The organism is Chitinophagales bacterium, from assembly GCA_020636535.1.
Lineage (GTDB): Bacteria > Bacteroidota > Bacteroidia > Chitinophagales > JADIYW01 > JADJSS01.
Genome location: JACJXT010000013.1, coordinates 398,762 through 412,799 on the forward strand (window position 1 = coordinate 398,762; position 14,038 = coordinate 412,799).

Sequence of the window (14,038 nt, forward strand, 5' to 3'; positions counted from 1 at the left end):
TTAATTGATTATTAAGAAATAGAATATTTAATTGATTTGAAAACTATATTAACTTAAATGTTCATTAATATACTCTATAATTTTTTCTTTTTGACTTGGAGCGAATGTTTTAAATGAAGTGTCTTTTTTAAACCAAGTAATTTGTCGTTTGGCAAAGTTTCTGGTGTGTTGTTTTATTTTTTCTATTGCAGTTGTTTCGTCTATTTTTCCATCAAAAAAATCAAACCACTCTTGGTAACCAACAGTTTTTAATGCTGACAAATGTTTAAATGGATATACTTTTTCTACTTCTGCTTTTAATCCTTGTTCTAGCATTTTATCGACTCGTAGGTTGATATTGTTGTATAGAATAGTTCTATCTTCTTCTAACAAAATTTTTATTGGTATAAAGTTTAATGACTTTTCTTTTTTTTGCTTAAAACTTGAAAAAGGTTTTCCTGTTCCAATACAAACTTCTAAAGCTCTTATAACTCTTTGATGATTTTGAATATCAATTGTATTGTACGAATCAATATCTAATTTTTGTAATTTATTTTGAAGAAATTCAATTCCGTTTTTTGTAAATGATTGATGTAAATCATTTCTTATGTTTTCATCTACTGTAGGAATATCGTCAAAACCATACAACACTGAATTAATGTACAAACCAGTTCCTCCACATAAAATAACTATATTTTTTTGATTAAATTGTTCTTCTAAAATTTGATTTACTTCTCGTTCAAAATTGCCAGCAGTATATTTTTCATGTATACTTTTATGTGCAATACAAAAATGTGTAGCAGCATTTAATTCATCGGTACTTGGTCGTGCTACACCAATATTAAGTTCTTTATAAATTTGTCTAGAATCTGCTGAAATAATACTTGTATTAAAGTGCTGTGCCAAGTAAATAGCCAAAGCAGTTTTTCCAACAGCAGTTGGTCCAGCTATAACTATTAAATATTTATTATTAGAATTCATATTTAAAGTTTACATCACAACCTTCTGAACAGTTTTTACAAATATCTATTTCTTTTCTACCTTTGGTTAACTGAACTCTAAAATTTTTATACGCTTCATTTTTCCAAATCTCATTAAACGACTGCGTATTTAAATCTCCTAATTGATGTTGTGCATCTTTATCAAAACAGCAAGGCACTACTTTTCCGTCCCAAGTAATTACACAACTATGCCACAACTTCCAACATGAGTTTTCTAGTAAATTTTTAATGACATATTTTCCATTATCTAATTTTTTATATCTAGAATATTTATCTATTGTAGGAATTAAGTCGTTGCCATTTTCAAAATCGTAGACCTGAGCTGTTTTAAAAAGTACTTCATCTACTCCATACTCTTTTGCTATTAGCTTTAAATCTTCTATTTGATGTTCGTTGTGTTTCACTACCAGAAACTGAAAAATAACCAAAGGCGTAGCACTGTTTAATGCTTTTTTCCAACGAATGATATTTTTAGTACCTTCTAAAACTTTAGACAACTGACCACCAATTCTATACTGCTTATAGGTTTCTTGAGTAGTTCCATCAATAGAAATAATTAATCTATCTAAACCACTTTGTATTGTTTTCTTAGCATTTTCATCGTTTAAATAATGTGCATTGGTAGAAGTTGAAGTATAAATTTTTTGCTGATTGGCATATTGTACCATTTCTAAAAACTTTGGATTAAGATATGGCTCGCCTTGAAAATAAAATGTAAGATATAATAAATGATTTTTTAATTCGTCTATTGTTTTTTTATAGAAGCCTTCTTGCAACATACCTATTGGTCTTGTAAATGAACGCAAACCGCTAGGACATTCTGGACATCGTAGGTTGCATGAAGTAGTTGGTTCTATTGAAACCGAAAATGGTTTGCCAAACTGAATTGGGTGCTTTAGTATTTTAGTTAAATAGAATGACACATACACCAACAACATATTGTATATTTTATACCATGTTAGTTTTTGTAGTAAACGAACTGCGTTTTGTTGTTGTTTAGACATGCGTCATAAAGTTACAAGAAATATTGGTCTATTGGTTATTGGTTGTTTCTTGCTAATAGAATAAAGATTGATTTGAGTTAAAAAGATTCTGAAATAAATTCAGAATGAGATTGCTAGTTTATAGATTAATCATTTTGTTCATACTTCACAAAAGTCGTAATTACGACTTTTTTAGAGATGAGATGCTTCGCTCAGCATGGACGACAAAACTTAATGGTGAGATATTTCGCTATCGCTCAATATGGCGAAAACTAATAATTTTATTGACCTAATGACAAATAACTATTACTATAATTTATGCTCAAATTTACCTTTTAGGTATTCTATTTTTTTAGCAATGCTAATGCTTAAGTCTTCATTAATTGGCATTAATGGTAAACGAACTTCTTCGGAGCAAATATTTAGATGATGCAATAAATTTTTTACGCCAGCTGGATTGCCTTGCTCAAACATCATTGCAATTAAATCGTCTATTTCGAATAATAAATTTCTAGCAGCTTCAAAATTTCCGTCTAATGCTTGGTGCACCATATCAGAAAATATTTTTGGTGTTCCATTTGCCATTACAGAAATCACACCATCATAACCTAAAGCTACTTGTGCTACAATTAAGTCGTCGTTACCAGAAAGCAAGTAAAAATTATCTGGTTTGTGATGTGCCAATTCAATAATTTGCGTCCAATCGCTAGTCGCTTCTTTTATTGCTACTATATTTTTAAATTCTTCTGCTAACTTAAGTGTAGTTTGTGCTTTTATATTAGAAGAAGTTCTTCCTGGAACATTGTATAAAATAATAGGTAAGTCAGTACTTTGTGCAATTGTTTTATAATGCTGATACAAACCATCTTGTGTTGGTTTATTATAGTATGGTGAAACTGATAAAATTCCATCCACACCACTTAAATCGAAACTGTTTAACTCTGCTGCAATTTTTTGAGTATAGTTTCCACCAAATCCAGCAACAACAGGAACTCTACCATTATTTACATTTACAGTTGCTCTAATTAATCCGTGTCTTTCTTCATCGGTCATTGTTGCAACTTCGCCAGTAGTACCTAAAACTACCAAGTAATCCACTCCATTATTAATTACATAATCACACACTTTTTCAAACTCGTCATAATTTACTTTGTCATTATGAAACGGTGTTACCAAAGCTACTCCTACTCCTCTTAAATTTATATTGCTCATATTTAATGTAAATATTTATTTAAATTATCAATTAAGTTTGTTGCATTATCATTTTCTCTTCCCACCAACATAAAGTCGTAATAATCTAGTGCTTCTGATTGGTTAAAGCCAACTCTAAATTTGGCAGCTGATGATGCTACGATATAGTTTAACGGCGAACACTTATTTGTAGTAAAGTTGATTAGAATATCAAAGGGATTTCTAATAAAATAACCAACTGTGCCACCTCCAGGTTTTCCATACCAAGTTAGCTCTTTATTAGAGATAAAAGGAAATGGATAGTTTATATGTTCGTCTCTCTTATTAATGTAAGCCAAGAGCTGAATGTCTTTATTGTTGTGTTTTAATTGATTGGCGAAATTTACGATAACCTCGTTGTTATTTGGATTGTCTGCTTTAAAAATGATGCCTATAGAATTGGCTCTTTCAATATCTGTAAACCGTAGCTTATTATCTCTTTTTTTGTTGCGGATAAGCTGCGTAATGATGAAAGATTTGATATTTTCTATAAAATCCATAAAATTTATACAAAGTTATAAAAAAAATGATAGTACTATTGTTTTGAATAGAAAAAATATTATATTTGCACTCGCATTTGAATAAATGCAAAACGGTCTGGTAGTTCAGTTGGTTAGAATGCCTGCCTGTCACGCAGGAGGTCGCGAGTTCGAGTCTCGTCCAGACCGCAAAACACAAAACAGCTCATTGATTTTCAGTGAGTTGTTTTTATTTTATACAAAAAGTAAAACTCTGAGTGAAACTTTTTAAGAATAAACTACGCTATACAGCAGTATTTTTCTTTCTAGTAATTTTGATAAGATAAACCTTGCAAATCTAACTAAACAATATTGTGTCTTTGCATGCTTTCGTACAATGCTTTATTCATAGTACTAAATTGTGCAATGCATTGACCTAAAAATGTTTCGTCTACTAGTTGTGTTACAACATCGGTATTTGGAATTTCATCGCATATACGAATTTTATAAGTTTGTTCCATTAAACCGTGTTCTAGTTTAATTAAAAACTTATCGTTGATTTGTAGTAAAGTAATTTTTATAAATGGATGATCTATTTGTCCTACGATTCTCATACTGTAAATGTAAACCCAAATTACACATTAGATGCTTTTTTATCCCATGAGTTACACACATGGTTACTCACATTGAAGTACTTCGTACTTCTTGTATTAAAAAATGAGTCTATGTCAAGTATTTTTATTTATAATTTATGCTAATGCAATTTGTAATAAAAAAAGAGTCGCCTCAGAAAAAATGGGCGACTCTTTTTAAAAATGTAATCTGTGTTGTAGATTATGCTTTAGCTGTAGCTTTTTTAGTACTAGCTTTAGCTTTTGAAGTAGTTTTCTTTACTTCTTTTTTAACTGTATCTGCAGTTTTCTCAACTTCGCTTTTTACAGTTTTAGCAGTTTTTTCTGCTTTGCTCTTTAAACCTTCTACTTGCTCTTGAGTTTGGTTGATGATACTTTTTACTCTTCCAGCATTTCTTTCGTAAGCATCTTTAAAGTCTGCTACTAAAAATTCAACTTCTTCTTTAACATCAGATTGGATTTTTTCTAATGTAAAAGGACCTTGTAATTTAGTTTGAATTCTTTCTGATGTAGATTTAAAGTTTTTAGTTTGAATGTTTAACTCTTCTTTAGCTTCGTTTAAGAAGTTGTTGTAAGTTGTTTCAACATTGCTCTTTACATCGTTTAAGTTTGTTTTTGCTTCGTTAACAAATGTGTCAACTGTTTCTTTAATTTTGTTTGTGATTTCCATTTTTAAAAAGTTTATATTGTTATAAAATAATAGTACAAAGGTATAGCACAAAGTATTGCTTGTCAATTTTTTTGAATTACTAAAAAATAATTTAAAAATGAGTTCTTTGTGTCGTTGATGTTAATCTATCGTAAAGGTTAATATTGAAGAAATATTAAATCAATAAAGTTTAAGCTACTGTAAATTTATAGTCAATAGAATAAAAAACTAGTTTAGTGAATGTTAATCTGCTATTCTTACTTTTTGTAGTGCAATGTATCTTTTGTGTCTTTGTATAGCTAATAAAATTAGTTTATCTATCAAATCAGCATATGAAAGTCCGCATGCTTCCCACAATTTTGGATACATCGATATATTAGTAAAACCAGGCAAAGTGTTTGGTTCGTTTACAATTACCTTATCATCATCTGTTAAGAATACATCTACTCTACTTAAACCTTCAATGTCTAAAGCTTTGTACGCAGCTATTGCTGTTTGTCTAATTTTTTCTATTTGTGCTGTTGTCAAATCTTTAGCAGGAATATCTAGTCGTGCTGCATCTTCGCTTTGGTATTTCGATTCAAAATCATAGAAACCTTGTTGCATTACAATTTCGCCAACGGTACTTGCTTCTACATGCTCATTGCCTAAAACTGCACATTCAATTTCTCTACCAACAATTGCTTTTTCTACTAATAATTTATTGTCAAATTTAAAACCTTCTTGTATTGCATAATTAAAAGATGCTTCATCGGTTGCTTTACTTACGCCAATAGAGCTTCCCATGTTGCATGGTTTTATATATACTATATTTCCATATTTTTGTGATATAGTAGTATAGTTAATTTTATCTTGTTCATATTTATAAATAACTTCTCCATCACTTACTTGAATGCCTGCTTGTTGTAAAATTCTTTTGGTAAAGTCTTTGTCCATAGTTACAGCAGACGACATTACATCTGGACCAACAAAAGCTAAATTCATATGTCTGAAAACGCCTTGTATACTTCCATCTTCGCCATTTGGACCATGTGTTATTGGAAATGCTACTTCTATTAAAGGTAAAGCAGTAGCATTATCTAATCGTATGAGTTGTTGATTATCATCACCAAAAACAATACTTAAAGCAATATTATTTTTACCTATAACACAATTTTTATCTAGTAAATTTTCTTCGGTTTCTAAAAACCATTTTCCATATTGATTGATGCCAATTAATGTTACATTGTATTTGTCTTTATTGATTGCTTGATAAATATTTCTTGCAGATAAAATAGATATTTCATGCTCTGGAGATTTTCCTCCAAAAACTAGTGCCATTGCTATTTTTGACGACATATTTTTTTGTTTAAAGATAAATCAAATTTGTGCAATTCAGTATTTTAAACATTATTTAGTTTTTAAGTAATAAAAAAATGATGGAAAACAATATCTTTGAACATTATTAAATAAAGTAATGTCGAAATCGTTATTACATATAGTGCTAATTTTGGTTACAACTGGTTTGCTATTGCTAGCTACTAATTTTTTTATTAATTGGTATACTAGACATGGTGATGCTATAGAAGTACCAAATGTACAAGGCATGTCTTTTTATGATGCCAAGCAAGTTTTAAAAAAGCATCATCTAGAACTTAGAGTAATTGACTCTACTTTTGATAAATCACATAAACCATTATCTATTCTTTATCAAAATCCATTAAAAGGTGCAAAAGTTAAAAAAGACAGAAAAATATATTTAACTATTAATTCGTCGAATCCACCTTCTGTAAAAATTCCTAATATAATAGATAATTCAAGAAGACAAGCAGAATTAATTTTGAGTTCTTGGGGTTTAAATATTGGTCAGCTAATTTATATTCCAGATATGGCAAAAGATGCTGTGCTTGGTATTCAGATGAATGGCAAGATAGTTGAACCTGGAAAAACAGTAAAAAAAGGAGCATCTATAGATTTAGTATTAGGCGATGGTATTGGCAGTCAGATTACAGAAGTGCCTCCACTAATTGGCTTAACTGTACTAGAAGCACAAGCGGTATTAGAAGCTGTACATATTAACTTAGGCAATTTAATTGCAGATGGTCCGATAGCAGATACCATGAATGCTTATATTTATAACCAAGATCCAATGTATGGTGTAGTTGGTGCTTTGGCAAGTGGCAATGCGGTTAAATTATATATTACAGATACACCAGTTGAGTTTACGCAACCATAATCAGAAAAAAATATACTATATTCTAAATATGGCTTTGAAAAAAAATATTGCAATACTAATACTACTTTTTACAATATCTCATTTATTGTTGGCTCAAGAGTTGGTTGTACCTATGACTAAAAACCCTATGGTAAATAAAACCACTGATAATGCTTTTCATCAACTATTAAGCAACAGAAGACAAGCCGCTTTATCTTTGCCTTTTTTTGATGATTTTTATCAAACTGCTGCTCATCCTAATCCTGCATTATGGCAAGACAACTTTGTATTTATTAATCAGACTTTTCCAATCAATCCAATATCAATTGGTGTAGCTTCTTTTGATGGTACTAATTCGGTAGGTAATCCATATAGTACTAATCCAGAAGCAATTGGTCTGGCAGATAAATTGACTTCGCAACCGATTGATTTAAGTGGTTTAACATTGGCAGATAATGTTTGGCTGAGTTTCTTTTACGAATATTTAAGTAATGGAGAACCTCCAGAAGCTGGAACCGATTATGTCTTAATTCAGTTTTTAGATGACAATGCCAACTGGAATACGATTAAAAGAATAGATGCTAATAATACAGAAGATTTTAAACAAGTTTTCATACAAATAGATTCACCATACTTATATAATAACTTTCAATTTAGATTTCAAGTAAATGGCAATTTAGGTGGTGTTTATGATATTTGGAATATTGACTATGTAAAGCTCGATAAGAACAGAGATACTGCTGTAGAAAAAAATATCTTTGATATGGCTTATCAATATCCTGTACCAAGCTTATTGAAAAATTACTATGTAATGCCTTACTCGCATTTTGATTCTTCTTTTTTAGCTGAGCCAATTACGCTTTCTGTAAGAAATAATTTTATTTTTACTACGACAGATTATGTTGACCAATACACTGCAACAATAGAAAATAATGCTACAACAATAAATTCATATAATGGTCCTTCTATAGATTTACAACCACAAACAATTAATCCTTTCAATTATAATAAAATTAATATCCCAACTGGTTTAACAGATGATACTGTAACGATTAAGGTAGATTATAGTTTTGCGACATCTGCCGAAGCAAGTGCTTCTAGCGTTGAATTAGCTAATAATATGCTCACTAAAAATCAAGTGTTTAGTAATTTCTTTGCTTATGATGATGCTTCGCCAGAAAGAGGTTTTAAAGTATATAGTATTTCGCCAGATGAGACAAGAATGGCAGTAAAATATAAACTAAGTCATGCAGATACACTTCAAGCTGTAAAAATGCAGTTTGTAGCTTCTAAATACTTAACTAATTCACAACCATTTAGCATAGTCATCTATAAAACTATAAATGTTGCTAGTAATACCGACGAAGTAATTTACAAACACGATGGTATTTTATTGAGTGATTTATCGAAAGAGTTTGGCTACGATACCATTAACAATAAAGTGTATTACGCTTTACAAGCAGACTATGTTCAAAATGGTTATGGTTTTCCTTTAGTGCTAAATGATTCTTTTTATATAGGTATTGTTAATTACTATAATGATTCTCCAGTGCTTGGTTTAGACATCAATCATAACAACAATACTAATACTTATGTTAATTATGAATCTAAATGGTATAGAATGACTACAAATGGTGCTGTACTTATTAATGCAGTTGTTGGCAGCAAATTACCAGGTTATTTAACACCAATCAAAGAAAATTTAAATACTACTTTCTCTATTAAATTGTATCCAAATCCAGCTACAACACATATTTATTTATCTGGAATTAAAGATGAAGTAGAAGTAGCTATTTTTAATATTAACGGACAACAAGTATTGACACAAAACATTAATAAAGATAAATTGTTGAATATACAAACACTAAGCAGTGGTATGTATCTTGTAAGAGTTACAAATACTACCAATGGTTCGTTTGGTGTTGCAAAGTTTATAAAACAAGATGAATAATATTGTACTTTTTGATGGTGTTTGTAATTTTTGTAATAGTAGTGTGCAGTTAGTTATACGCAACGATAAACAAAATCAATTAAAATTTGCTTCTCTACAGTCTACTATTGGTCAACAACTTTTAGAACAATATCAAGTTCCAACTACTGTAGATAGTATTGTTTTTATTCAAGATGAAAAAGCATATATCAAATCAACAGCTGCATTAAAAATACTACAGTTTTTTCCTTGGTATTGGAAACCACTTTTAATTTTTTATATAGTGCCTGCACCTTTAAGAAATATCGTCTACGATTTTATAGCTAAAAACAGATATAATTGGTTTGGAAAACAAGAGGCGTGTATGCTACCAACCAAAGAACAGCAAGCTAAGTTTTTAGGATAAGCTTGATTGATTTTTATTTTTTTTATAAATATAAATACTGAAAATTATTAATAACAAAATACTAATAGTAAAACCTATTAAAATAAAATGAGCATTACTACTTACTTTTCTTTTTGCTTTTTCTCGAGTTTGACACCTTTTCATAAAATATGACTGAGAACGCCTTATTTTATTGAGTTTTGTTTTTATTTTTTCAAATTTGTAGTGAGCCGATTTTTTTTTGGTTGCTTTTATAATTAGTTTATCCGCTCTATTTTTGCAGTATGTCATTTTTGCGGATAGAGAAAAAATCATCAGGCACGTATTTGCGTATCTTAGAAAGCTATCGAAATGATGAGGGCAAATCAAAGCACAAAATATTACACACACTTGGCAAAGTAGAAGATTATAAACCAGCCCAATTGCGAGCCATCGGTATCCAATTATTTGAGTTAGGTGGTGGCGAAGTAAAGGCATTGCTAACTGGCGATTTGTTAGAATTAGGCAGATACAATTATGGCTATCAATACCTCTACCAAAAAGTATTACAGCATTATGGTTTGCAAGATGTGTTTCGCAGAATAGCCTCAAAAAACAAACTACAATTTAATTTTTCGGATGCTGTTTTGTTGATGCTTTTAGAGCGATTACAAGATCCGTGTAGTAAACATCAAAATTATCTACATCAGTCGGAATATCTTAATTTGCCTACTGTTTCGCTACATCACTTGTATCGAACTTTAGATAAATTAGCCGACAATCAATCGCTCATTCAACAACAAATTTTCCAAACAGGCAGAGATTTATTTAATCAAAAATTGGATGTTGTATTTTATGATGTAACCACTTTGTATTTTGAAAGTGAAGTAGAACAACAAGGCAAACTTAGGCAAAAAGGATTTAGTAAAGATGGCAAAATAGGAAACACACAAATCTTGTTTTGTATGCTCATAGATACTGATAAAAATCCGATTGGTTATCAAATTTTTGAAGGCAATACCTACGAAGGACATACTTTTGAAAAAGCATTAATCGATTTAAAAAAACAATATCAAATAGAAAAAATAATTATGGTAGCAGATAGAGGTATGTTATCGAAACATAACATCGAAATTACCAAAAACAATGGCTACGAATTTATACTTGGCGAACGCATCAAAAGTTTACCTAAAACATTACAAACCGAGCTTACCGATTTAGCTTCTTTTACCAAACAATGGATATACCATGATACAACTGGCGAAGCCATTGTAATTACATATAAAACCGTAGAACACGATGGTAAAACAATCATCGTAACACACAGCCAAAAACGAGCAAAAAAAGACAAACAAGATAGAGAAGACAAAGAAGCTACAGCTAAAATACTATTAAAAAATACAGCTCTAATTACCAAAAAAGCAAGTAGGTTTTATATACAACAAAACCCAAAAGGCAGCTATGAACTGAATGAACAAAAACTAATAAACGATGCAAAGTACGATGGCATTTTGGCTATTAGCACCAACAACAAAACCCTTACAGCAACACAAGTATTAGAACAATACAAACAACTTTATAAAATAGAACACACCTTTAGAACCTTTAAAGCACACTTAGAAATAAGACCCATGTTTCATTGGACAGACAAACGAATTAAAGGACATATTTGTTTATGCTATATCGCTTATACACTATTAAACTACACACTACAAAGAACCAATAAAAGCGGACTAAAACTCACAGAGAATACGCTAAGAACTACGCTAAATAAAATGCAAGTAAGCTTGTTACAACACAATAAAGAGCAAATCTATGTACGTTCAAGACCAACAGAAAACGAAATTGCACTTCAAAGAGCAATAGGTTTAATGCCATTACAACCCATCATTCCAAAAGACAAACTAACACTATAAAATCCAATTTGTAGTGAGCCAATCCAATAACACTATTGTTGATAATCAATTAATTAACTCAATATCGTGTCAAACTTGAGAGGCGTGTATGCTACCAACCAAAGAACAGCAAGCTAAGTTTTTAGGATAAGCTTGATTGATTTTTATTTTTTTTATAAATATAAATACTGAAAATTATTAATAACAAAATACTAATAGTAAAACCTATTAAAATAAAATGAGCATTACTACTTACTTTTCTTTTTGCTTTTTCTTTACTATTCTTAAATTCTGCTTTTGATTGAAGTTTTTCAAAATATTCAATTCTTTTATCTATTAAATCTGAAGTATACCCATATTCTTTTGCAACTAAATAAACTTCTAAACCACTTTTAACATCATAATTTATAGCATTTATATTACCAAGCTCAAATAAAAGTTGTGCTATAATTGGATCTTTTGGTTTAATAAAAGTCATTCTTTCAGTTAACTGTTCATACAATTGTTCTTCTAGACTATCAAGATTATAATGATTAATATTTTTAGGTTTTAGATTGTTTCCAAAATTAAGATTAAGTACATTGTTATTCCATAAATATTGTTCATTTCCATTTGCTTTAATTTTAGCTTCAAGTATTTTTACATGAATCCATTCGGAATGATTATGAGATGCAGGATTTATTTCAACAGCTTTTTTTATCCAAATTAAAGCAGAATCATTTTATCCGAGTAACTCGTAGGTCGTACCTAAATTAGCAGCTGTTTGGTATAAATTTGGTAATGATTTTTCTATAGCTTGAAAAATTGCCTTAGCTTTTAAATACTCACCATTGTAAACATACATAGCACCTAAGTCAGAGAAATCTTCTAAGTTTTTTGTCGTTTCATATTTAGCTTTTGCATCATTTAATCTTTCTATTAGATAGTCTTTGTCTCTAACTACATCAAATCTTCCTTGTGGCACAAAACTTATATTATCTGTAAAAACTACACTACCATCTAGTAAAGTTCTATATTCATTAATACAACTTTTTCCTATTTTTAGTATTAATAAGCAGATTAACAAGTATAATATCTTTATATTATTATTATTCATTTATAATTATTTTATTTGTTTATTTTTACAGTATAACTATAACTCTTATTCGTTTTATTTGCTTCATTTTTTTTAGTAGCAGTACTCGTAGTATAATTGTACTGTATTGTATTTTCAACAGCCATTAATTTAAATGGAATTTTTATTTTATGTCTAGATGATATTTTAACACCATGATTATTTTGTGGTGCAAACTGTAATAAAAGTACAACTCTCAAAGCTTCTTCATCACAACCATAACCAATGCCTTTTAATACTTTTGCACTAGTTACTTTTCCATTAAAGTCTACACTATACGCTACCAAAACATGTCCTTCAATTTTATTTTCTAGTGCCGCTTTCGGATATTTTAAATTTTCTTTTAAAAACTGCTGAAACGCTTGCTTTCCACCAGGATACTCGTGTTTTTTTATAAAATCATTTTTTCCTTTCTTTCCACTCATATCATAAAAATAAAAAAATGTAAGTCAATTCTCTCTTAAAATTGATTTATATTTGCAAAAAAATAGATTATGGGAAGAGCGTTTGAATATAGAAAAGCTACCAAATTTGCAAGATGGGATAAAATGGCAAAAGCGTTTACTAGAGCTGGTAGAGAAATTGCAATAGCTGTAAAAGCTGGCGGAGATATTCCTGAGAACAATCCAATGCTAAGAAGAGCTATACAAAACGCCAAAGCTGCTCAAATGCCAAAAGATAGAATTGAAGCAGCTATAAAAAGAGCAGCCAACAAAGATGAAAAAGCATTTGAAGAAGTAGTTTACGAAGCAATGGGACCACATGCAATTGCCATAGTTATTGAAACAGCTACCGATAATCCTACAAGAACAGTTGCCAATTTAAGAGCAATACTAAAAAAAGCCAATGGTTCTATGGGAACGCAAGGTATGCACGATTTTATTTTTGATAGAAAAGGCGTTTTTACTATTGTAAGTAATAATATAGATATTGAAGAGCTAGAATTAGATTTAATTGACTTTGGATTAGATAAGCTAGAAAAAAATGAAGACGACGATATTGTAATTTATACTGCTTTTCAAGATTTTGGTAGCATGCAAAAAGCACTGGAAGAAAAAGGATTTGAAGTTAAAAAATCGGAGTTACAAAGAATACCAACACATACTATGACATTAACTGAAGAACAAGTAGACGAAGTATTAGAGCTAATCGACAAGCTAGAACAAGATGACGATGTTCAGACAGTTTTTCATAACTTAGAATAAATATTTAGTCGTTATTCTGTTTTTGCTATTCTTAGCAAAAGTTTCTCGTAGAGAATTCTGCAATAAGTAGAGAAGTTTATGTGTCTAAACATTCATCTACGATTACACACCGAATAATAATAACATATTTTTAGATTTATTTCTACTGCATTGATAATTAGTTTGTTAGATTTGATTAAAATTTAAATGAAATGAAAAAATTATTAGTATTAGTAGCAATTGGCACGCTAATTGTTTCTTGTAAAACGAAAGATGCTGACAACGACGAAACTGTAACAGAAGTAGAAGTAGTTGAAATTAGTGACGATGTTCAAAACATTCAACAAACAACTGATTCTCTACAGCAAGCAGTACAAAGCGTTGAACAAGGTATCGACAGTATTTTAAACGATTTATAAAAACAA

16 protein-coding genes and 1 tRNA gene are annotated in these 14,038 nt (G+C 30.0%); 7 read left to right on the forward strand and 10 right to left on the reverse strand.

The window, feature by feature from the left end:
* Positions 1–48: 48 nt before the first annotated feature.
* From miaA to H6553_14035, 4 genes are all read right to left on the reverse strand, one after another.
* Positions 49–960: a tRNA (adenosine(37)-N6)-dimethylallyltransferase MiaA gene (gene miaA, locus H6553_14020; protein MCB9034950.1), complete on the reverse strand. Its 912-nt coding sequence runs from the start codon at positions 958–960 to the stop codon at positions 49–51.
* On the reverse strand, positions 950–1,984 hold the full coding sequence (locus H6553_14025; protein MCB9034951.1) for an SPASM domain-containing protein: 1,035 nt from the start codon (positions 1,982–1,984) through the stop codon (positions 950–952). The genes miaA and H6553_14025 overlap by 11 nt, the downstream gene beginning before the upstream one ends.
* A gap of 288 nt (positions 1,985–2,272) precedes the next feature.
* On the reverse strand, positions 2,273–3,175 hold the full coding sequence (locus H6553_14030) for a 4-hydroxy-tetrahydrodipicolinate synthase (GenBank protein MCB9034952.1): 903 nt from the start codon (positions 3,173–3,175) through the stop codon (positions 2,273–2,275).
* Positions 3,176–3,177: 2 nt separating this feature from the next.
* A complete protein-coding gene (locus tag H6553_14035; GenBank protein ID MCB9034953.1) occupies positions 3,178–3,693 on the reverse strand; it encodes a hypothetical protein in 516 nt (171 codons plus the stop codon).
* Positions 3,694–3,787: 94 nt separating this feature from the next.
* Between H6553_14035 and H6553_14040 the strand changes: the two genes are divergently transcribed.
* Positions 3,788–3,861, forward strand: a tRNA-Asp gene (locus tag H6553_14040).
* A gap of 152 nt (positions 3,862–4,013) precedes the next feature.
* On the opposite strand, the gene H6553_14045 is transcribed toward H6553_14040, so the two are convergent.
* The 3 genes from H6553_14045 to H6553_14055 all read right to left on the reverse strand — a co-directional run bounded on the left by H6553_14045 (position 4,014) and on the right by H6553_14055 (position 6,270).
* Complete coding sequence (locus tag H6553_14045) at positions 4,014–4,265, reverse strand: hypothetical protein (protein MCB9034954.1); 252 nt, start codon at positions 4,263–4,265, stop codon at positions 4,014–4,016.
* Between the two features lie 220 nt (positions 4,266–4,485).
* Positions 4,486–4,953 carry a hypothetical protein gene (locus H6553_14050; protein MCB9034955.1) on the reverse strand — a complete coding sequence of 156 codons (468 nt, stop codon included), beginning with the start codon at positions 4,951–4,953 and terminating at the stop codon, positions 4,486–4,488.
* A 222-nt stretch (positions 4,954–5,175) separates the two neighbouring features.
* Positions 5,176–6,270 (reverse strand): D-alanine--D-alanine ligase, encoded by a 1,095-nt coding sequence (locus H6553_14055; protein ID MCB9034956.1) that lies wholly within the window; start codon positions 6,268–6,270, stop codon positions 5,176–5,178.
* A 118-nt stretch (positions 6,271–6,388) separates the two neighbouring features.
* Here H6553_14055 and H6553_14060 point away from each other — a divergent pair, with 118 nt between their 5' ends.
* The 4 genes from H6553_14060 (at position 6,389) to H6553_14075 (ending at position 11,336) form a co-directional block, all read left to right on the forward strand.
* Positions 6,389–7,147 carry a PASTA domain-containing protein gene (locus H6553_14060; GenBank protein MCB9034957.1) on the forward strand — a complete coding sequence of 253 codons (759 nt, stop codon included), beginning with the start codon at positions 6,389–6,391 and terminating at the stop codon, positions 7,145–7,147.
* A gap of 112 nt (positions 7,148–7,259) precedes the next feature.
* Positions 7,260–9,077, forward strand: coding sequence for a T9SS type A sorting domain-containing protein (locus tag H6553_14065; GenBank protein MCB9034958.1), 1,818 nt, complete (start codon positions 7,260–7,262; stop codon positions 9,075–9,077).
* Positions 9,070–9,462 carry a thiol-disulfide oxidoreductase DCC family protein gene (locus H6553_14070; protein ID MCB9034959.1) on the forward strand — a complete coding sequence of 131 codons (393 nt, stop codon included), beginning with the start codon at positions 9,070–9,072 and terminating at the stop codon, positions 9,460–9,462. Before H6553_14065 ends, H6553_14070 begins: the two co-directional genes overlap by 8 nt.
* A gap of 263 nt (positions 9,463–9,725) precedes the next feature.
* Positions 9,726–11,336 carry an IS1634 family transposase gene (locus tag H6553_14075; GenBank protein ID MCB9034960.1) on the forward strand — a complete coding sequence of 537 codons (1,611 nt, stop codon included), beginning with the start codon at positions 9,726–9,728 and terminating at the stop codon, positions 11,334–11,336.
* Positions 11,337–11,457: 121 nt separating this feature from the next.
* Here H6553_14075 and H6553_14080 read toward each other — a convergent pair whose 3' ends face one another.
* From H6553_14080 to H6553_14090, 3 genes are all read right to left on the reverse strand, one after another.
* A complete protein-coding gene (locus H6553_14080; protein ID MCB9034961.1) occupies positions 11,458–11,793 on the reverse strand; it encodes a hypothetical protein in 336 nt (111 codons plus the stop codon).
* 243 nt (positions 11,794–12,036) lie between these two features.
* Positions 12,037–12,411 carry a hypothetical protein gene (locus tag H6553_14085; GenBank protein MCB9034962.1) on the reverse strand — a complete coding sequence of 125 codons (375 nt, stop codon included), beginning with the start codon at positions 12,409–12,411 and terminating at the stop codon, positions 12,037–12,039.
* An 11-nt stretch (positions 12,412–12,422) separates the two neighbouring features.
* Complete coding sequence (locus H6553_14090) at positions 12,423–12,854, reverse strand: energy transducer TonB (protein ID MCB9034963.1); 432 nt, start codon at positions 12,852–12,854, stop codon at positions 12,423–12,425.
* 69 nt (positions 12,855–12,923) lie between these two features.
* Between H6553_14090 and H6553_14095 the strand changes: the two genes are divergently transcribed.
* On the forward strand, positions 12,924–13,634 hold the full coding sequence (locus tag H6553_14095; protein MCB9034964.1) for a YebC/PmpR family DNA-binding transcriptional regulator: 711 nt from the start codon (positions 12,924–12,926) through the stop codon (positions 13,632–13,634).
* A gap of 191 nt (positions 13,635–13,825) precedes the next feature.
* Complete coding sequence (locus H6553_14100; protein ID MCB9034965.1) at positions 13,826–14,032, forward strand: hypothetical protein; 207 nt, start codon at positions 13,826–13,828, stop codon at positions 14,030–14,032.
* Positions 14,033–14,038: the final 6 nt, after the last annotated feature.